Source organism: Mycobacterium lentiflavum, assembly GCF_022374895.2.
GTDB lineage: Bacteria > Actinomycetota > Actinomycetes > Mycobacteriales > Mycobacteriaceae > Mycobacterium > Mycobacterium lentiflavum.
Window position 1 is genome coordinate 5,590,485 of record NZ_CP092423.2, and the last position, 23,668, is coordinate 5,614,152.

General features: G+C 67.3%; 1 protein-coding gene (running past one end of the window). It reads left to right on the forward strand.

Features of this window, described 5'->3' with window-relative positions; genetic code table 11:
* Window positions 1–23,668: the 5' portion of a non-ribosomal peptide synthase/polyketide synthase gene (locus tag MJO58_RS26120; protein ID WP_239721437.1), read on the forward strand. The gene runs 7,499 nt beyond the window's last position; 23,668 of the gene's 31,167 nt are visible here — the first part of the coding sequence; its start codon is at window positions 1–3; its stop codon lies beyond the right edge, outside the window.

Genomic DNA, 23,668 nt, shown 5'->3' on the forward strand with positions numbered 1-23,668 from the left:
ATGGAATTTGACGCCCGTGCCTTCCCACTGACGCGCCGGCAATTGGATATCTGGCTCGCACAGGAAACGGGACGCTCCGGCACCGATTGGCAGCTCGGCCTATTCATCCGAATCGAGGGCGTGGTCGAGCCTGATTTGCTCAAACAAGCAATCAGCAAAACATTGCAAGAGGCCGAACCATGCCGCGCCGCGTTCTTCGAGGTGGACGGTCAGGTTTTCCAAAAGGCAATCGATTACCCGGATTTCGAGCTGGAGGTCCACGATCTGCGCGGTTCGAGCGATCCCGTGGCCGAAGCCCGCGAGATTGCTTCAGCAATTCAGCACACACTGATGCCGCTGGATGGCCGGCTACTCAAATTTGCGTTATTCCGTACCAAAACCGACGAATATTACTGGTCTGCCTGCTGCCACCACATAGTCCTCGATGGGTTGGGTATTGCGCTCGTCGGCCGCCGAATTGCGGCTCTCTACACCGCAATTGCGTCCGGCACGGCCAGCTCGCCCGCGTTCTTCGGCTCATTGCAGGACCTCGTCCGCTGCGAGCTGGACTACGAGGCGTCAGCGGAGTACCTGGAAGACCAGGCCTACTGGAACGCGAACCTGCCGTCGGAAAGCGGACCGGACTATCGATTGCCGCCGGCTACCTCGCGGCCGGATCCGAATCTGCCGACCAAGCCGGTTCAACTGGATCCGTCCGTCGTCGGCCAGATCAAACAACTGTCCAAGACGCTGGGCGTACGTCGAACCTCGATCCTGACGGCGGCGTGTGCGCTGTTGGTGCGAGGGTGCACCGGCGGTTCGGAGGTCGTGCTCGACTTCCCGGTCAGCAGGCGGGTCCATCCGGAGTCGAAGGCGCTGCCCGCAATGGTCGCCGGGGTGGTGCCCCTGGTACTGAAGACGTCACCGGGGTCCACGGTTGCCGACTTCTGCAAGCTTGTCGACAAGCGAACACGAGAGGCTTTGCGGCATCAGCGTTTTCCGGTCCAGGTGCTGGGCGACGACGGAGGCCTTCGCGGCGCCGGACAGACGGCGAATCGAGTCGTCCTCAATTTCATCCCGTCCAGACTCACCCTGAACTTCGCCGGAGTTCCGGCCACCGCGACGTACACCAGTTTTGGACCGATAGGCCACTTCGGGCTGTTCTTCGTCGGTGCCGGCGACGAGCAGTTCGTCACCACTGCTGGTGCCGGGCAACCGTATTCGAACTTCGACGTCGCGGAACTGACGCAGCGGTTGCAGCGGGTGCTCAAAGCTATGGCGTCGGCGCCCGAACGCGAGCTGTCCTCGCTGGATCTGCTGGACGACGACGAACACGCCGGCGTGGATCGGTTGGGCAACCGGGAGGTGTTGGCTCGGCCCGCGGCCGCGGTGTCGATTCCGGCATTGTTCGCAGCACAAGTCGCGCGCACCCCCGCTGCGGCGGCGGTGACCTTCGACGGCCGCTCGCTGACCTACCGTGAACTCGACGAGAACGCCAACCGGGTGGCACACCTGCTCGCGCATCGGGGCGCGGGGCCGGGACAGTCTGTGGCGCTGCTCTTTTCGCGCTCGGCCGACGCCATCGTCGCGATCTTGGCGGTGCTGAAGACCGGAGCCGCGTATCTGCCGATCGACCCGGCTCACCCCGCGACGCGGATCGAGTTCATGCTCGCCGACGCCGCGCCGGTGGCCGCGCTGACCACTGACGAGCTCGCCGGCCGGCTGGACGGCTACGGCTTGGCGACCATCGATATCCACGACCCGGCGGTCGATGCTCAAGCCGCCACCGCGCCGCCCGATCCGTCACCAGATGACATCGCGCATATCATCTACACCTCCGGCACCACCGGTGTCCCCAAAGGCGTGGCCATCACCCATCGCAACGTCAGTGCGCAGCTCGACTCCCTGTGCGCCGGGCTGCCACCCGGACGGGTGTGGACCCAATGCCACTCCTACGCGTTTGACTTCTCGGTGTGGGAGATCTGGGCAGCGCTGCTGCACGGCGACCGGCTGGTGGTGGTCCCCGAGCTGGTAACCGCCTCGGCCGACGACTTCCAGGCCCTGCTGATCGCCGAGGGCGTCACGGTGCTGACCCAGACCCCCTCGTCGGTGACGGCGCTGACGCCGGAAGGTCTGGGATCGGCGGCGCTGCTGATCGGCGGCGAGGCGTGCCCGGCCGAGGTGGTCGACCGGTGGGCGCCCGGGCGCGTGATGATCAACGCCTACGGCCCCACCGAAACCACCATCTATGCGGCGATGAGCGCGCCCCTGACGGCGGGAAATGCGGTACCGATCGGTGCGCCGGTCGCTACGTCGGCACTGTTTGTGCTCGACGACTGGCTGCGCCCGGTGCCCGCCGGGGTGGTCGGCGAGCTGTACGTGGCCGGCGGCGGTGTCGGATACGGCTATGTGGCGCGAGCCCCGTTGACGGCATCGCGGTTCGTGGCCTGTCCCTTCGGCGGGTCCGGCGCCCGCATGTATCGCACCGGGGACCTGGTGCGCTGGGGCGCCGACGGGCAGCTTGAGTATGTCGGGCGCGCCGACGAGCAGGTCAAGATCCGCGGTTACCGCATCGAGCCCGGCGAAATACGCTCCGCCCTAGCAGGTTTCGATGGGGTCGAACAGGCCGCGGTGATCTGCCGTGAGGATCGCCCCGGCGAGAAGCGCTTGGTGGGCTACGTCACGGGCACCGCCGACCCGGCCGAGCTGCGCAGCGCGCTGGCCGAGCGGTTGCCCGCGTACATGGTGCCGGTCGCGGTGCTGGCGATCGACAGCATGCCGTTGACGGTCAACGGCAAGCTCGACACCCGCGCGCTGCCGGCACCGGACTACCGCGACGTCGAGCACTATCTCGCCCCGGTCACCGCGGTTGAGGAGATCGTGGCCGGTATCTATGCCCAGGTTCTGGGAGTGGAGCGGGTCGGAATCGAGGAGTCCTTCTTCGATCTCGGCGGCGATTCGCTTTCTGCGATGCGGGTGATCGCCGCGATCAACACCGCCCTCGACGCCGGGCTTTCGGTGCGGGCATTGTTCGAAGCCCCGACCATCGCGCAGCTGGTACCCGCCATCGATACCGGGCAGGGACGACTGGAGCCGTTGACGGCCGGCGAGCGGCCGGCGGTGGTTCCGCTGTCGTTCGCCCAATCGCGGCTGTGGTTCCTGGGCCAGCTGCAAGGCCCCTCGCCGGCGTACAACATCGCGGTGGCACTGCGGCTGTCGGGCAGCCTCGACGTCGACGCGCTAGCCGCCGCGATGGCCGACGTGATCGCCCGACACGAGAGCCTGCGTACGGTGTTCCCCGCGACCGAGGACACCCCGCGGCAACTGGTGTTAGCCGCCGACCATGCCGAGCTCAGCTGGCAGGTAGTAGATTCCAACGGCTGGCCGGCAGAGCGGCTAGCCGAGGCCGTCAATGCGGCGGCGCGCTACACCTTCGACCTGACCACCGAGATACCGTTACGCGCAACGCTTTTCCGCTGCGGCTACGACGAGCATCTGCTGGTCGGCGTGCTGCACCACATTGCCGCCGACGGCTGGTCGATCGCGCCGTTGATGCGCGATCTGGCCGAGGCGTATGCCGCTCGGTGTGTGGGGCGCATACCGGACTGGGCCGAATTGCCAGTACAGTACGCCGATTACACGTTGTGGCAGCACGCGCAGTTCGGTGACCTGAACGACGCCGACAGCCCCATCGCGTCGCAACTGTCCTATTGGGAAGACACGCTGGCGGGAATGTCGGAGGTGTTGCCACTTCCCACCGACCGTCCGTACCCGCCGGTGGCCGATCAGCACGGCGCTAGCGTGGCCGTGCAGTGGCCGGCCGAGTTGCAGCAGCGAGTCCGCGAGGTGGCCCGTGCACACAACGCCACCAGCTTCATGGTGGTCCAGGCCGCCCTGGCCGTGCTGCTCTCAGTGGTCAGTTCGAGTTCGGATGTGGCCGTGGGCTTCCCGATCGCAGGACGCCGCGATCCCGCGCTCGACGAGCTGGTGGGCTTCTTCGTCAACACCCTGGTGCTGCGCGTCGACGTGTCCGGCGATCCCACCGTCACGGAATTGTTGGCTCAGGTACGCCAGCGCAGCCTGGCCGCTTACGAACACCAAGACGTGCCGTTCGAGGTTCTCGTCGAGCGGCTGAACCCCGCCCGCAGCCTGGCGCACCACCCGCTGGTGCAGGTGATGCTGGGCTGGCAGAACGCGGAGCCGGCCGAACTGGCATTGGGCGATGTGCGAGCCACCCCCTTGCCGATCGATACCCGTACCGCGCGAACGGATTTGGCTTTCTCCCTGACCGAGGGCTTCACCGAGTCCGGTGAGCCGGCCGGAATCTCCGGGACGGTGGAGTATCGCACCGACGTGTTCGACGCCGACAGCATCGAGGAATTGGCGCAGCGGTTGCAGCGCGTGCTGATCGCCATGACATCCGATGCCACCCAACGGCTTTCATCGATCCAGCTGTTGAATTCCGCCGGGCAGACCCAGCTCGACGCGTTCGGCAATCGCGCCATACTGACCCAGCCGGAGACTCCGACGACAGTTCCGGCGCTCTGGGCCGCACAGGTGGCCCGCGCCCCGCAGGCGGTAGCCGTCACCTTTGAGGGCCGGTCGATGACATACCTCGAGGTCGACGCGGCCGCCAACCGGTTGGCACACCTGCTCCGCTCCGCAGGAGCTGCGCCGGGACAGTCTGTGGCGCTGCTGTTTTCGCGATCCCCCGAAGCGATCATCGCGATCCTGGCGGTACTCAAATCCGGGGCGGCCTACCTGCCGATCGATCCCGCCCATCCGTCGGCGCGAATCGCGTTCATGGTTTCCGACGCCGCGCCGATCGCCGCGATCACCACCGCCGAGCTGCGGCCGCGGCTGCGGCAATCCGAGCTGCGGATCATCGATGTGGACGACCCACGCATCGACGCTCAGCCCGCGGCTGCGCCGCCCGGGCCGTCGCCAGACGACATAGCCCACATCATCTACACCTCAGGCACGACCGGTATGCCCAAAGGCGTTGCGGTCACTCATCACAACGTCACTCAACTCTTCGACTCGCTCGACACCGGCCTGGAACTGTCAGCCGAACAAGTCTGGACCCAATGCCACTCGTACGCATTCGACTTCTCGGTGTGGGAGATCTGGGGCGCGCTGCTGCACGGCGGCCGATTGGTGGTGGTGCACGAAGCGGTGGCCGGCTCACCGGAAGACTTCCACGCCCTGCTGGTGGCCGAACACGTCACCGTTCTCACTCAGACGCCGTCCGCGGTCGGGATGCTCTCCCCGCAGGGGTTGGAATCGACCGCGCTGGTGATCGGCGCCGAACCCTGCCCGGCTGAATTGGTGGATCGGTGGGCAGCCGGTCGACTGATGATCAACGTCTACGGCCCGACCGAGACGACCATGTGGGCGGCCAAGAGCGCGCCGCTCACCACGGGTTCGGGCGTTCCGCCGATCGGTTCGCCGGTATCGGGGGCGGCGTTCTTCGTGCTCGACGAGTGGTTGCGTCCGGTGCCCGTCGGCGTGGTCGGCGAGTTGTACCTGGCCGGGCGCGGCGTCGGATGCGGGTATTGGCGCCGGCCCGGGTTGACCGCGTCGCGTTTCATGGCCTGTCCGTTCGCGGGACCCGGCGCCCGGATGTACCGCACCGGCGACCTGGTGCGGTGGCGTCCCGACGGGCAACTCGACTACCTGGGCCGCGCCGACGAACAGGTCAAAATTCGCGGCTACCGCATCGAGCTCGGCGAAATACGCGCGGCCCTAGCATGTTTGGAAGGCGTGAAACAGGCCGTCGTCGTCGCCCGCGAAGACCAGCCCGGCGTCAAACGCCTCGTGGGTTACATCACCGGAACCGCCGACCCCCACCACGCCCGCGCCGCGCTCGCCGACGGCCTCCCCCCATATATGGTTCCGTCGGCAGTGGTGGCGCTCGACGCGATACCGATGACGATCAACGGCAAACTCGACACCCGCGCGCTGCCCGCGCCCGGATACCATGATGCCGGTCAGTACCGCGCCCCCACCGATGCCGTCGAGGAGATCCTGGCCGGGATCTACGCCCAGGTGCTGGGGTTGAAGCGCGTCGGGGTTGATGAGTCGTTCTTCGACCTGGGTGGGGACAGCATCCTGTCGATGCAGGTGGTGTCCCGGGCTCGCGCGGCCGGGGTGGTGTGCCGCCCGCGGGACATTTTCGTCGAGCAGACCGTGGCCCGGCTGGCCCGAGTCGCCAGTGTCGCAACGGATGACGCCGGCGTCGTCGATGAAGGCGTGGGCGAGGTGGCGGCCACCCCGATCATCCGCTGGCTCGAGGGCGTCGCCGGTCGCGTCGAGGAATTCAACCAGACCGTCGCCATTCAGGCCCCCGTCGCGGTGACCGAAGCCGACGTGGTGCTGGTGCTGCAGGCGTTGCTGGACCGGCACGCGATGCTGCGGCTGCGCGTCGACGACGACTTCGCCGGCGGCTGGTCGTTGTGGGTGCCCGAGCCCGGTTCGGTGGACGCGCGCGGTTGCCTGCGCGTCGTCGAAGAGCTCTCCGACGAGGTACTGGTCCAGGCGCGGGCCCGGCTGGATCCGGTCACCGGAAAGATGCTGAGCGCATTGTGGGTGGCGCCGATCGGCGAGCTCGTGCTGATCGTCCACCATCTGGCCGTCGACGGGGTGTCGTGGCGAATTTTGTTGGAAGACATCAACCTTGCCTGGGCACAGCATTGCAACGAGCAAGAGGTGGCGTTGCCGGCACCGGGGACGTCGTTCGCCCGGTGGGCGTCATGGCTCGATCAGCACGCCCGTGATCCCGAAGTCGTTGCCCAGACCGAGGTATGGCGGCAGATAGCCGCGGTGCCGGCCGCACTGCCCACACCCCGGCCCGAGCTGGACACCTACGCCAGTGCGGGACGGTTGTCGGTGGATCTCGACGTCGATACCACCCGGATGTTGTTGGGCGAAGTACCCGCGGCGTTTCACGCCGGCGTGCAAGACATTCTGCTGATCGCTTTCGGGTTGGCCTGCGCGGAGTTTCTGGGCACCGCGCAGGCGCCGATCGGCATTGATGTGGAGGGCCATGGCCGCCACGGTGAACTGGCCGGCGACCTGGACTTGTCACGGACGGTGGGATGGTTCACCACCAAATATCCGGTGGCCCTGGATGGCGGTGGCTTGTCCTGGGCACAGGTGCTCGCCGGCGCGCCCGCGCTGGGCGCGGTCATCAAGGACGCCAAAGAGCAACTGCGCGCGCTGCCTGACGGCCTGACCTATGGGCTGCTGCGCTACCTGAACCCCGAAGTGGATCTGGACTCGGCCGACCCGGTGATCGGATTCAACTACTTCGGGCGCCTGGGCGCCGGCGCCGTGGAGTTCTCCGACGATCTGTGGCTGATCGGCGAGGACGGCGTGGCGGTGGCCGCCGTGGCCTCGGCGATCCCAATGCCGTTGGTGCACACCGTAGAACTCAACGCCGGCACGCTCGACGCGGACAACGGCCCGCACTTGCACGCGACCTGGACCTGGGCCACCTCAGCGCTCACTAGTGAGCAAGTCGGCCGGCTCAACCAATTGTGGTTCGACGCCCTGACGGGGATCTGCGCTCATGTCCGCGCCGGCGGAGGCGGTCTGACACCGTCGGATATCGCTCCCGCCCGGCTCAGCCAGCAGCAGATCGACGAGCTGTGCCGACGCGACCGCATCGCCGACATCTTGCCGCTGACGCCGCTGCAGCAGGGTCTGCTATTCCACGCGAACACCTATGGCACAAGCGATTTGGGCGATCTGTATGCGGTCCAGCTGGATATCACCATCACCGGTCCACTCGATCCCGACCGGCTGCGCGTCGCGGTCGACACGGTGGTCGGCCGCCATCCCAACTTGGCCGCCCGGTTCTGCCCGGAGTTCGACGACCCGATCCAGGTCATCCCGGTGGATCCCGAATTGGCTTGGAAATACCTGGAACTCGATAGTGCAGCCGATACCGAGGAACACCTCGCGCGGCTGTGCGCTGCCGAACGCATGGCGGTCGTCGACCTGACCGAACCGCCCGCCTTCCGGGTCGCGCTGATCCGCATCGGCAGCGAGCTGCACCGGTTGGTGCTGACCAACCACCACATCGTGCTCGATGGCTGGTCACTGCCAATCCTGTTGCAAGAGATCTTCACTACCTACTACGGCCAGCGACTCCCGGCACCCGCGCCCTACCGCCGGTTCGTGTCCTGGCTGACCGACCAGGACCGCGGCAGCGCCGAGACGGCCTGGCGGCAAATGTTCGCCGGTTTCGAGGTTCCCACCCTGGTGGGGCCGCCGGGCCGCGTGGGGCTCGGGCGGCGCGCGGTGGTGACGTCGCGGGTACCCGCCGACACGACACTGGCCGTCGGTGAGCTGGCGCGGCTGAATCACACCACCGTCAACACCGTCCTGCAGGCCGGCTGGGCGCAGCTGTTGATGTGGCTGACCGGCCAGCGCGATGTCGCCTTCGGGACCGCCGTGTCGGGCCGCCCGCCCGAGTTGGCCGGGTCCGATTCGATGGTCGGTCTGCTGATCAACACCGTTCCGGTGCGCGCCACCATCACCACGGCCACCACCACCTGCGACCTACTCGATCAACTGCACCGCGCCAACAACCACACCCTGGAGCACCAGCACCTGGCACTGCCCGAAATCCACCGCGCGGCCGGCCACGACCAACTCTTCGACACCCTGTTCGTGTACGAGAACTACCCCGTGGATCCCGCATTGTTCGGCAGCAACGGCTTGGCCGTCACCGGGTATACCGCCCGCGAAAACAACCACTACCCAATGACTTTGCAGGCCATGCCCGGCGACGAACTCGGCCTGCGGATCGAGTACGACACGGACGTCTTCACCGCCGACAGCGTCCAAACCCTCATCCGGCAGCTGCAGCGAGTCCTGGTGGCCATCACCAGCGACCCCACCAACAGGTTGTCGTTGATGGATCTACTCGACGCCAACGAGCACAACCGCCTCGATGACATCGGGAACCGGGCGGTGCTGACGCGGCCGACGACCGGGATATCCGTGCCCGCGTTGTTCGCCGAGCAAGCCGCACGCACCCCCGACGCGATAGCGATCACGTTCGATGGCCGCTCGTTCACTTACCGCGAACTCGACGAAGAGTCCAACCGGGTGGCACACCTACTGACCTCGCACGGGGCCGCCCCCGGACAGGCTGTGGCACTGCTGTTTCCGCGCTCGGCCGAGGCAATCGTGGCGATCTTGGCGGTGTTGAAAACCGGGGCGGCGTACCTGCCGATCGATCCGGCGCACCCCGCGGCACGGATCGAATTCATGGTGACCGACGCCGCTCCGATCGCCGCAATCACCACCACCGAGCTGCGCGCGCGCATCGATGGGTACGACCTGACGACCATCGATATCCGCGATCCCGCGCTGGGCACGCAACCCGCCACCGCGTTACTACCGATGCCGGAGCCCGACGATGTCGCCCACATCATCTACACCTCGGGAACGACGGGGCTGCCCAAAGGCGTTGCGGTCAACCACTCCAACGTCACCCAGCTCTTCGACTCCCTGGAGGCCGGGCTGAAGCTGACCGCGGAACAGGTGTGGACGCAGTTCCATTCGTACGCATTCGACTTCTCGGTGTGGGAGATCTGGGGCGCGCTGCTGCACGGCGGTCGGCTGGTGGTGGTGCCCGAGCCGATGACCCGCTCACCCGAAGACTTCCACGAGCTACTCGTCAACGAATGCGTCACGGTTCTCACCCAAACCCCGTCCGCGGTGGCGGCCCTTTGCGTCGACGGTTTGGAATCCGTGGCCTTGGTGATCGGCGCCGAACCCTGCCCACCAGAGGTGGTGGATCGATGGGCGCCTGGGCGGACGATGGTCAACGTCTATGGGCCCACCGAGACGACGATGTGGCTATCCAAGAGTGCGCCTCTCAACGCGAAATCCGGCGTAGTGCCGATCGGTTCGCCGGTATCGGGGGCGGCGTTCTTCGTGCTCGACGAGTGGTTGCGTCCGGTGCCCGTCGGCGTGGTCGGCGAGTTGTACCTGGCCGGGCGCGGCGTGGGATACGGGTATTGGCGCCGGGCCGGGTTGACCGCGTCGCGTTTCATGGCCTGTCCGTTCGGAGGCCCCGGTGCCCGGATGTACCGGAGCGGCGACCTGGTGCGGTGGGGCGCCGATGGGCAGTTGCAGTATGTCGGGCGGGCCGATGAGCAGGTGAAGATTCGCGGCTACCGCATCGAGCTCGGCGAAATACGCGCGGCCCTGGCCGGTTTGGAAGGCGTGAAGCAGGCCGCGGTGATCGCCCGCGAGGAGCGCGACGCCACCAAGCGGCTCGTCGGATACGTCACCGGAACCGCCGACCCGGCCCTGGTCCGTGCCCAGCTGGCCGAGCTGCTTCCGCCGTACATGGTGCCGTCGGCGGTACTGCGGGTCGACGCGTTGCCGATGACGGTCAACGGGAAGCTCGACACCCGGGCCTTGCCGGCACCGGACTACCGCGCTGCCGATCGGTACCGGGCGCCGGCCAGCGCCGTCGAGGAGATCCTGGCCGGGATCTATGCCCAAGTGCTGAATGTGGAGCGGGTCGGAGTCGACGATTCCTTCTTCGATCTCGGCGGAGACTCGCTATCGGCAATGCGGGTGATCGCCGCGATCAACACGCTACTGCACGCAGACCTCAAGGTGGGCAGGCTTTTCGACGCACCCACGGTTGCGCAGTTGGCACCCCATCTCGGCGCGGCGGCGAGCCACCGTGAGCCGCTGGTCGCTCTCGGGCGACCTGCGGTGGTGCCGCTGTCGTATGCCCAATCTCGGTTGTGGTTCCTGGATCAGTTGCAAGGACCGTCCGCCGTCTACAACATGGCGGTGGCGCTGCGGCTGTCCGGGAGCCTCGATGTCGACGCCTTGGCTGCCGCGCTGGGCGACGTGGTGGCACGTCATGAAAGTCTGCGAACGGTGTTTTCGGCACCGGACGGCATTCCGCGGCAAATCGTGATGGAATCCGATCGGGCCGAGTTCGGCTGGCAGTTCGTCGATTCCAGCCGATGGTCCGCGACTCTTTTCGACGACGCCATCGACGCCGCGGTCGGTCACCGGTTCGACCTGTCTGCCGAGCTGCCCCTTCGGGCAACCCTGTTCAGGCGCAGCGATCACGAGCATGTGCTGGTGGGTGTCGTGCACCATATCGCCGCCGACGGCGCCTCGATCGCTCCGCTGGTGCGCGATCTGGGCGAGGCGTATGCCGCCCGATGCGCGGGACAAGCGCCCGCGTGGGCCGAATTGCCCTTGCAGTACGCCGATTACGCGATATGGCAGCACACGCAGTTCGGCGATCTAGCCGATCCCGACAGCCCGATCGCCTCCCAGCTGGCGTTCTGGCGCGATGCCCTGGCCGGGATGCCCGAGCGCATCGCACTGCCGACCGATCGGCCTTACCCGTCGGTCGCCGATCAGCGCGGGGCCACCGTGGCGTTGGAGTGGCCGGCCGAATTGCAGCGGCGGGTACACGCGGTGGCCCGCGAACACAACGCGACGAGCTTTATGGTGGCCCAGGCCGCGCTGGCCGTGCTCCTGTCGGCGGTCAGCGCGAGTTCGGATGTGGCGGTGGGATTTCCGATCGCAGGACGCGGCGACCCGGCACTGGACGAGCTGGTGGGTTTCTTCGTCAACACCCTGGTACTGCGGGTCGATGTGACCGGCGACCCGACCGTCGCCGAGCTGCTGGCTCAGGTGCGCCAGCGCAGCCTGGCCGCCTACGAACACCAAGACGTACCGTTCGAGGTGCTGGTCGAACGGTTGAACCCGACCCGAAGCCTGGCACATCACCCGCTGATCCAGGTGATGTTGGGCTGGCAAAACGCCCAGCCCGCCGAGCTGGAACTGGGCGATGTGAAGGCCACGGCGCTGCCGATCGACACCCACACCGCACGCATGGACGTGTCGTTCTCCCTGACCGAACTCTTCACCGCCGCCGGCGAACCCGCCGGGATTTCCGGAACAGTCGAATATCGCACCGACGTATTCGACGCCGACAGCATCGAGGAATTAGCGCAGCGGCTGCAGCGGGTGTTGACGGTTATGACATCCGATGCGGCGCAACGGCTCTCATCGATCCAGCTACTGGGCGCCGACGAGCATGCCAGGCTCGACATCTTGGGCAACCGCGCGATGTTGGCGCTGCCCGCGCCGGTGGCGGCGTCGGTGCCGGAATTCTTCGGCGAGCACGCGCAGCGCACCCCGGATGCGGTAGCCATTACCGACGCGGGCAGCTCACTGAGCTATCGCGAACTCGATAGATCCGCCAATAGGCTGGCGCATCTACTGGCGGCACGGGGTGCGGGGCCGGGACAGTATGTGGCGCTGCTGTTTTCGCGGTCGGCCGACGCCGTTGTCGCTATGCTGGCGGTACTGAAGACGGGGGCAGCCTATCTGCCGATGGATCCGGCCCATCCCAACGCGCGAATCGGGTTCATGCTCACCGACGCCGCCCCGGTCGCGGCAATCACCACCGCGGAGCTGCGGCCGAGGCTGAGCGATTACGACCTTACGGTCATCGACATCAACGACCCCGCCGTGCAGTCCCAGCCCGCGATTGCGCTGCCGGCGCCGTCGCCCGATGACATCGCGTACCTGATCTACACGTCGGGCACCACCGGCGTACCCAAAGGCGTTGCGGTCAGCCACCGCAACCTGGCCCACCTGGCGGTGTCCACGCCCAGCCAGCTGCCGGTGACGCAGGTATGGACGCAATGCCACTCCTACGGGTTCGACTTCTCGGTCTGGGAGATCTGGGCCGCCCTGCTCGGCGGCGGACGATTGGTCGTCGTCCCCGAAGAAGTGACGGCCTCGCCGCACGACTTCCACGCTTTGCTGGTCGCCGAACAGGTCAATGTGCTCACGCAAACCCCTTCGGCTGCAGCGGCGTTGACCCCGGACGGGCTGGAGTCCGTGTCGCTGCTCGTCGGCGGGGAGGCCTGCCCCGCCGAGGCGGTGGATCAGTGGGCCCCCGGCCGGATGATGATCAACGCCTACGGCCCCACCGAAGCCACCGTGTACGCCTCGATGAGCAACCCCCTCGTCGTGGGATCGGGCGCCGCACCCATCGGCGTGCCGGTGGCCACCGCGGCGTTGTTCGTGTTGGATCCCTGGCTGCGCCCGGTACCGGCCGGGGTGGTCGGCGAGTTGTACGTCGCCGGCACGGGGGTGGCGTGCGGATACCTCGGCCGGGCCGAGTTGACGGCCTCGCGATTCATCGCCTGCCCGTACGGCGAACCCGGCACCCGGATGTATCGCACCGGTGACCTGGTCCGCTGGCGCTCCGACGGGCAACTCGACTACCTCGGTCGCGCCGACGAGCAAGTCAAAATCCGTGGCTACCGAATCGAACTCGGCGAAATCAAAACAGCTCTCGCCGGCCTCGGTGGCGTGGATCAGGCCGTCGTCGTCACCCGCGACGAGCGCGCCGCCACCCGTCTCGTCGCCTACGTCACCGGCACCGCCGACCCGGCCGGGCTGCGCGCCGCGCTGGCCGAACAGCTTCCGGCCTACATGGTCCCGTCGGCGATCGTCGTACTGGACGAGCTGCCGCTGACCGTCAACGGAAAACTCGACACCCGTGCGCTTCCCGCACCCGATTACGACGACGCCGGTCGCTACCGCGCTCCCACCGACGCCATCGAAGAGATCCTGGCCGGTATCTACGCCCAAGTCCTTGGCCTCGAACGAGTCGGCATCGACGACTCGTTCTTCGACCTGGGCGGCGACAGTATCTTGTCGATGCAAGTGGTTGCCCGATCGCGCGCGGCCGGTGTGCTGTGCCGTCCGCGTGACATCTTCGTCGAGCAGACCGTGGCTCGGCTGGCCCGCGTGGCCAGCGTGGTCGACGACACAGCCGTCGTGGTGGATGAGGGCATCGGACCGGTGCTGGCCACCCCGATCATGCGATGGCTGCAGAACGTCGACGGCCCGGTCGAGCAGTTCAACCAGACGGTCGTCGTGCAGGCACCCGCCGGCGTAACCGAGGCCGAGGTGGTGCTGGTGTTGCAGGCCCTGCTGGATCGGCACGCGATGCTGCGGCTGCGTGTCGACGATGCGTGGTCGCTGCAGGTACCCGAGGCCGGGTCTGTCGCCGCGGGAAGCTGCCTGCGGTGCGTGGATGTGCTCTCCGATGAGGCGCTGACGCGGGCGCGGGAGCGGTTGAACCCCGGCACCGCAACGATGCTGAGCGCGCTGTGGATTACCTCGACGTCCCAGTTGGTACTGATCGCTCATCACCTGACCGTCGACGGGGTATCGTGGCGAATCCTGTTGGAGGACCTCAATATCGCGTGGGCCCAGCACCGAAGCGGGCAGCCGATAGCACTGCCGGCGCCGGGGACCTCCTTCGCCCGGTGGGCTTCGCTGCTCGATGAGCACGCCCGCACCGCGGCGGTGCGTGCGCACGCGGACGCATGGCGGCAGGTCGCGGCGGTACCGAACGCATTGCCGGCACCCCGGCCCGAACTGGACACCTATGCCACCGCCGGACAGTCGTCGGCCGAACTCGATACCGAGACGACCCGCATGCTGCTGGGTGAGGTGCCCGCGGCTTTTCACGCCGGCGTACAAGACATTCTGCTGATCGCGTTCGCCGTGGCCTGGGCAGAGTTCTTGAACACCGGTGCCGCCATCGGTATCGATGTCGAAGGCCATGGCCGCCACGACGAACTGGCCGCCAATGTCGACTTGTCGCGCACGGTCGGATGGTTCACCACGAAATACCTTGTGGCGCTGAGCATCGGCGATCTGGTTTGGGCGCAGGTACGCTCCGGTGAGTCCGCACTGGGAGCGGCGGTCAAGAACGCCAAGGAACAGCTGCGGGCGCTGCCCGATCCACTCAGCTACGGGCTGCTGCGCTATCTCAATCCTGACGCCGAGCTGACCGGACCCGACCCGGCGATCGGTTTCAACTACCTTGGACGACTCGGCGCTGGTGCCGCCGAGCTGTCCGACGATCTATGGCGGGTCAGCCGAGACGGCGTAGCGGTGGCGACCACGGCCGCGGCGATCCCAATGCCGTTGGGACACACCGTGGAACTCAACGCCGTCACTATCGACACCGACGCCGGACCACGCCTACAGGCGACGTGGACATGGGCGCGATCGGTACTCGATGGCGCCCAGGTCGACCGCCTCGGCGAGTTGTGGTTCGAAGCGTTGACGGGGATCTGCGCACACGTTCGCCGGGGCGGAGGCGGGCTGACACCGTCGGATATCGTCCCGGCCCGCCTGACCCAGCAGCAGATCGACGAGCTGTGCCGGCAAGACCACGTCGCCGATATCCTGCCGCTCACCCCGCTGCAGCAGGGGTTGCTCTTCCACGCCAGCGCCGCGAACGGAAACGCCGACGACCTGTACGCGATGCAGCTGGACCTCACTATCGCGGGCCCGCTCGATGCGAACCGGCTGCACGAGGCCGTGCGTACGGTGGTCAACCGTCACCCCAACCTGGCCGCCCGATTCTGTCGGCAGTTCGACGAGCCGGTGCAGCTCATCCTCGTCAATCCCGTTGTGCCCTGGCGTTATTACGTCCTGAGCTCCGAGCAGCGAATCCAGCAGGTCTGCGCCGCCGAACGCAGTGCGGTCTGCGATCTGACCGAACCGCCGGCATTCCGAGTTGCGTTGATCCGCACCGGAGACGACGCGCACCGCTGCGTGCTGACGAATCACCACATCGTGCTGGATGGCTGGTCATTGCCGATCCTGGCGCAGGAGATCTTCGCCAGCTACTACGGGCAGCGCCTACCCGCGGCCGGGTCCTACCGCCGGTTCGTCGCCTGGTTGGCCGAACGAGACGTCGACGCCGCGGCGCGGGCCTGGCGAGAAGCGTTGGCCGGCTTCGACTCCCCCACACTGGTGGGCCCGCCGGGCCGGGTCCGGCCGGGGCGCCGCGGTGTCGCCGGTTCGGCCCTGTCGGAGCAAACCACCCACGCCCTGAACGCGCTCGCCCGCGCGCATCACACCACCGTCAACACCGTGCTGCAGGCCGGCTGGGCGCAAGTGCTGATGTGGCTGACCGGCCAGCGCGACGTCGTCTTCGGCACCGCGGTCTCGGGCCGACCGCCCGAGCTGGCCGGGTCCGATTCGATGGTCGGTCTGCTGATCAACACCGTGCCGGTGCGGGCGACCAGCACGGCGGCCACCACGACGGCCGACTTACTGGACCAGCTGCACCGCACCAACAACCACACGTTCGACCACCAGCACCTGGCGCTGTCCGAAATCCACCGCGCTGCGGGCCACGACCAACTCTTCGACACCCTGTTCGTCTACGAGAACTACCCCATCGACACGTCCACCGTGCTCGGCGACGGTTTGGCCATCACCGCGATGACCGCCCGCGAATTCAATCACTACCCGCTGACCCTGCAGGCGATGCCCGCCGACGAACTCGGCTTACGCGTGGAATACGACACCGAGCTATTCGACGCGGAAACCATTGAGGCGCTGATCGGGCGGTTGCACCGGGTACTGACGGCCATGACCGAGGATGCGGGACGACGGCTGTCCTCGATCCAGTTGCTGGATGACGACGAGCGCGCCCGACTCGACAAGTTCGGCAACCGGGAGATGCTGACGCGACCCGTTCCGGCAGCCAAGTCGATTCCGCAGCTGTTCGCTGCGCAAGCGGCACGCACCCCCGATGCGATCGCGATCACCTGCGACGGCCATTCGATCAGCTACCGCGAACTGGACGAGTCCGCTAACCGGATGGCGCATCTGCTGGCCGAGCAGGGTGCCCGCCCCGGACATTCGGTGGCACTGCTTTTCTCACGCTCCGCCGAGGCGGTCGTCGCGATGCTGGCGGTGCTGAAGACCGGAGCGGCGTACGTGGCGATCGACCCCGCCCATCCCGACAGCCGCATCGAGTTCATGCTCACCGATGCAGCGCCGGTCGCCGCGCTCACCACCGCGGCCCTGCGGCCGCGGCTACGCGGGCACGACCTACCGATCATCGACGTCGACGACCCCGCCGTCGATCTCCGACCCGCCAGTCCGCCAGAAGCGGCACCGTCGCCGGACGACGTCGCTTATCTGATCTACACCTCCGGCACCACCGGTGTCCCGAAAGGTGTTGCGGTCACTCATCGCAACCTGGCCCACCTGGCCGAATCCACACCCGCTCAGCTGCCCGTGCCACAAGTGTGGACGCAGTGTCACTCCTATGGCTTCGACTTCTCGGTATGGGAGATTTGGGCCGCGCTGCTCGGCGGTGCACGCTTGGTGGTGGTACCGGAGTCGGTGACCAGCTCGCCATCGGACTTCCACGCCCTGCTGGTGCGCGAACACGTCAACGTGCTCACCCAAACCCCTTCGGCCGCAGCGGCATTGACTCCACAAGGCCTGGAGTCGGTCGCGCTGCTGCTGGGCGGGGAGGCATGTCCCACCGAAGTGGTGGATCAGTGGGCGCCCGGCCGGGTGGTGATCAATGCCTACGGGCCCACCGAAGCCACCGTGTACGCCTCGATGAGCGCCCCACTGACACCGGACACCGCCGTCGTGCCGATCGGAGCGCCGGTATCGACGGCGGCTCTCTTCGTCCTCGACGGCTGGTTGCGCCCGGTGTCACCGGGTGTGGTCGGCGAGTTGTATGTGGCCGGCGCGGGCGTGGCAGGTGGATATCTCGGCCGCCCCGAATTGACCGCATCCCGATTTGTCGCCTGCCCTTACGGACAACCCGGCAATCGAATGTATCGCACCGGAGACCTGGTGCGCTGGCGCGCCGACGGGCAATTGGACTACCTGGGCCGTGCCGACGATCAGGTCAAGATCCGCGGCTACCGCATAGAACTCGGCGAAATCCAAACGGCGATGGTCAACCTCGACGGCGTCGAACACGCCGTGGTGATCGCCCGCGAGGATCGCCTCGGCGCCAAACGCCTCGTCGGCTACGTCACCGGATCCGCGGACACGGCGGCGCTGCGCAGCGCACTGGTCGAGCGGCTGCCGTCTTACATGGTGCCGTCCGCCTTGGTCGTCCTGCCGGCATTGCCGATGACGCCCAACGGCAAGCTCGACATCCGCGCCTTGCCCGCACCCGAATATCAGGGCATCGGCGGCGACTACCGCGCCCCCGCCACCGCCATCGAGGAGATCCTCGCCGGCATCTATGCGCAAGTCCTCGGCGTCGAACAGGTCGGTGTCGACGACTCCTTCTTCGACCTCGGCGGCGATTCGCTGTCGGCGATGCGGCTGATCACCACGATCAACTCCGGCCTCGACGCGGGCCTGCAGGTGCACACCCTGTTCGACGCTCCGACCATCTCGCGGCTGGCACCGCGCATCGGGACCGGCCGAGGATGGCTGGAGCCATTGGCGGCGCGGCGGCGACCCGCGGTGGTGCCGTTATCCTTTGCCCAATCCCGCTTGTGGTTCCTGGATCAGCTGCAGGGGCCGTCCCCGGTCTACAACATGGCGGTCGCGTTGCGGTTGTCCGGTCGCCTTGATGTCGACGCGCTGGGAGCCGCGCTCGGCGATGTGGTGGCCCGGCACGAGAGCTTGCGGACGCTGTTCGTGGCGCCGGACGGTGTCCCCCAGCAGGTGGTGGTGCCCGCGGAGCGCGCCGAGTTCGCGTGGCAGGTTGTCGATGCCCGTGCCTGGGCCGCGACGAAGCAGGACGCGGCGTTCGAGGCCGCGTCGGGCTACGCGTTCGACTTGACCAACGAGATCCCGTTACGGGCAACTCTTTTCCGCCTTGCCACCGACGATCACGTACTCGTCGGCGTGGTGCACCACATCGCCGCCGACGGCTCCTCGGTCGCCCCATTGGTACGGGATCTCGGCGCCGCGTACGCCGCACGGTGTGCCGGACAAGAACCGGCCTGGACGCAATTGCCTTTGCAATATGCCGATTACACGCTGTGGCAGCACGCGCAGTTCGGTCGTCTCGACGACCCCGGCAGCCCGATCGCCTCCCAGCTGTCCTACTGGGAAGACGCCCTCGCCGGAATACCCGAACGCTTGACGCTGCCCACCGATCGGCCCTACCCGGCCGTGGCCGACCAGCGCGGCGCGACCATGGACATCGAGTGGCCGGCCGAATTGCAGCAGCGGGTGCGCACGCTGGCCCGCGAACACAACGCGACCAGCTTCATGGTGGTGCAAGCCGCCCTCGCCGTACTGCTGGCATCTGTTAGCGCGAGTTCGGATGTGGCGGTGGGCTTCCCGATCGCCGGTCGCCGGGAGGCGGCGCTCGACGAGCTGGTGGGGTTCTTCGTCAACACCCTAGTGCTGCGCGTCGAGGTCGACGGCGATCCCACCGTCACCGAGCTGCTGGCGCAGGTACGACGGCGCAGCCTGACCGCCTACGAACATCAAGACGTGCCCTTCGAAGTTCTCGTCGAACGCCTCAACCCCACCCGGAGCCTCACGCATCACCCGCTGGTTCAGGTGATGCTGGGCTGGCAGAACCTGTACGGTGACGACCCCGCCGCCGCGCTGGCGTTGGGTGATGTCCGGGCCACCCCGCTGCCGATCGACACCCACACCGCGCGAATGGATTTGGCGTTCTCACTGGTCGAACGTTGGACCCGCGACGGTGAGCCCGCCGGGATCCGCGGGACGGTGGAGTATCGCACCGACGTATTCGACGCCGATAGCATCCACACCCTGATCCGGCGATTCGAGCGGGTGCTGCAAGCCATCACCGCCGACCCCACCCGGCGGTTCTCCTCGATCCGGTTGCTGGACGTGGGCGAGCGCGCCCGCCTCGACGAGATCGGCAACCGAGCGGTATTGACCCGGCCTACCACGACCGCGAACTCGGTCCCCACACTGTTCGCCGCGCACGTGGCGCGCGCACCCGAAGCGGTGGCAATCACCTTCGACGGCGTCTCGTTGACGTACCGCAGCCTCGACGAGGCTTCGAACCGGTTGGCGCACTTGCTGGCTGCCAACGGCGTGCGGGCCGGGCAGTGTGTGGCACTCGTGCTGGAGCGCTCTGCCGAGGCGATCGTCGCGATGCTCGCAGTGCTGAAGACGGGTGCTGCTTACCTGGCGATCGACCCGGCGCTGCCCGACGCTCGAATCGGCTTCATGCTCAACGATGCCGCGCCGTCAGCAGCGATCACCACCCGGCAGCTGCTTAACCGGTTGGACGGTCACGACCTCGCGGTGATCATCATCAACGACCCCGCCGTGGACATTCAGCCCGGCACCGCGCTACCGGCGCCGTCGGCCGACGAGATCGCCTACCTCGTCTACACGTCGGGTACCACCGGTACCCCCAAGGGGGTAGCGGTCACACACCGCAACCTGGCGCACTTGGCGGCGTCGACACCGCGAGAGCTGCCCAGCGACCAGGTGTGGACGCAGTGCCACTCGTATGCGTTCGACTTCTCGGTGTGGGAGATCTGGGCCGCCCTGCTCGGCGGAGCGCGGCTGGTGGTGGTGCCCGAGACGGTGACGACCTCACCGGACGACTTCCACGCCTTGCTCGTCGCCGAGCGGGTCAACGTGCTGACCCAAACTCCTTCTGCGGTAGCGGCATTGGTGCCGCAGCAGTTGGAGTCGACCGCGTTACTGCTCGGCGGCGAGCCCTGCCCGGCCGAGGTGGCCAAGCAATGGGCGCACGGTCGTGTGGTGATCAACGCCTACGGCCCCAGCGAGGCCACCGTGTACGCGTCGATGAGCGCACCGTTGGCGCCGGACACGACGGTGGTGCCCATCGGCGCACCGGTGTCGACGGCGGCGCTGTTTGTCCTCGATGCGTGGCTGCGCCCGGTTCCCACCGGTGTGGTCGGCGAGTTGTACATCGCCGGCGACGGCGTGGCGTGCGGGTATCTCGGACGGGCCGGGCTGACGGCAGCACGGTTCATTGCCTGCCCCTTCGGCGGGGCGGAATCGCCTGGACAAAGGATGTATCGCACCGGCGACCTGGTGCGCTGGCGGGCCGACGGACAGCTCGACTACCTCGGGCGCGCCGACGAACAGGTCAAGATCCGCGGCTACCGCATCGAGCTCGGCGAAATCCGTTCAGCGCTGGCCAGTTTGGACGGCGTAGATCAGGCGGTGGTGGTCACTCGCGAAGACCGCCCCGGCACCGCACGCCTGGTCGGCTACATCACCGGCACCGCCGACCCCGCTCGGATACGCGCGGCGCTGGCCGATCGGCTGCCGCCCTATATGGTCCCGTCGGCACTGGTGCGGATCGACGCGCTGCCGCTGACGGTCAACGGGAAACTCGACACGCGCGCCCTGCCCGCACCGGAATACCGCGATGTCGATCGCTACCGCGCCCCTGGCAGCGCGACCGAGGAGATCCTGGCCACCATCTACGCCCAAGTCCTCGGCGTCGAGCGGGTCGGCGTCGACGACTCGTTCTTCGATCTGGGCGGCGACAGCATCTTGTCGATGCAAGTGGTTGCGCAGGCCCGGGCGGCCGGTGTGCTGTGCCGTCCGCGTGACATTTTCGTCGAACAGACGGTCGCGCGGCTGGCCCAGGTTGCCAGTGTGGCCGGCGAACGTGCCATCGCCGATGACGGCATCGGGCCTACGGTGGCCACCCCGATCATGCGCTGGCTGCTGAACATCGACGGTCCGGTCGAGGATTTCAATCAGGCATTGGTGGTACAGGCGCCCGCCGCGGTGACCGAGGACGACGTGGTGGTGGTGCTGCAGGCGCTGCTCGATCGACACGCCATGTTGCGGTTGCGCGTCGACAGCAACGGATCCCTGGAGGTACCCGAGGCCGGTTCGGCGGATGCCCGCGCATGCCTGGACACCGTAGGTGAACTGTCCGAGACGGCGCTGGCCGACGCACGAGCGCGGCTGAACCCGGCTGCCGGGACCATGCTGAGCGCGGTGTGGGCGACCTCCACCGGTCAGCTGATGCTGATCATCCACCACCTGGCCGTCGATGCGGTGTCGTGGCGAATCCTGTTGGAGGACATCAATATCGCCTGGGGACAGCGGCACAACGGGCAGCCGATCGCGCTACCCGCGGGTGGAACCTCGTTCGCCCGGTGGTCGTCGCTGCTGGCCGAATACGCCCGAACCGCCCAGGTCGTCGAGCAGGCCGACGCCTGGACACGGGCGCTGGCGACCCCGGCCCCAATTCCCCCGCCCAACCCCGAGCTCGACACCTACGCCAGTGCCGGTCAGCTGGCGGTGGAGCTGGACGCCGACACCACCCGAATGCTGCTGGGGGAGGCGCCCGCGGCGTTTCACGCCGGCGTGCAAGACATTCTGCTCATCGCGTTCGCGATGGCCTGGGCGGAGTTCCTGAACACCGACTCGCCGATCGGCATCGACGTCGAAGGCCACGGCCGCCACGAGGAGCTGGCCGACGATGTGGACCTCTCGCGCATCGTGGGCTGGTTCACCACCAAATACCCGGTGGCACTGAGGGTTGGCAGCCTGAACTGGGCGCAGGTGCGCGCCGGCGACCCGCCGCTGGGTGCGCTGATCAAGGAGGCCAAAGAACAACTGCGCGCGCTGCCCGACGGAATCACCTACGGACTGCTGCGCTATCTCAACCCCGAGGTAGACCTGACCGGGGCCGACCCGGCGATCGGGTTCAACTATCTCGGGCGACTCGGCGGCGCGACCGAACTCTCCGACGACCTGTGGCAGGTCAGCCAAGACGGACTCTCGATGGCCGCGGCGTCCTCCGCGATTCCAATGCCGTTGGGGCACACCGTCGAACTCAACGCCAGCACGCTGGACACCGACAGCGGACCGCAGCTGCACGCCACCTGGACCTGGGCGCCCTCGGCGATTGATGAGTCGCAGATCAGCCGGCTCAGCCAGCTGTGGTTCGACGCGCTAGCGGGAATCTGCGCTCACGTCCAACGCGGTGGAGGCGGACTGACGCCATCCGATATCGTCCCGGCGCGACTGAGTCAGCAGCAGATCGACGAGTTGTGCCAGCAGGATCGCACCGCCGATATCCTGCCGCTCACCCCACTGCAGCAGGGACTGCTGTTCCACGCCAACACCATCCACGGCAACACCGACGATGTCTACGCAATGCAGCTGGGCATCACCATCACCGGGCCGCTGGACCCCGACCGGCTGCGCCGGGCCGTACACACCGTGGTCGGCCGCCATCCAAACCTGGCCGCCCGCTTCTGCCGCCAGTTCGACGAACCGATCCAGGTCATCCCGGCCGATCCGGTGCCGGCGTGGCAATACATCGAACTCGGCGATGATGCGCAGTCCGTCGAGCGAGTGTCTGCGGCCGAACGTAGCGCGGTCTGCAATCTGACTGAGCCGCCGGCATTCCGGGTGGCATTGATCCACACCGCCAAGGATCGCCATCGACTGGTGCTCACCAACCACCACATCGTGCTCGATGGCTGGTCGCTACCGATCCTGGCCCAGGAGATCTTCGCCAGCTATTTCGGGCATCGACTCCCCGCGCCCACGCCCTACCGCCGGTTCGTCACCTGGCTGGCCGAGCGAGACATCGGTGCCGCGCAGGCGGCCTGGCGAGCGGCGTTCGCGGACTTTGAGATTCCCACCCTGGTGGGCCCACCGGCACGAATTGGGCTGGGGCGCAGAGGGGTACATACTTCTCGGGTCAGCGAGCAGATGACCCAGTCGCTGAGTGACCTGGCTCGCGCACATCACACCACCCTCAATACGGTGTTGCAGGTCGGCTGGGCACAGCTGCTGATGTGGCTGACCGGCCAGCACGACGTCGCCTTCGGCACCGCGGTCTCCGGCCGTCCCACCGACCTCCCCGGCG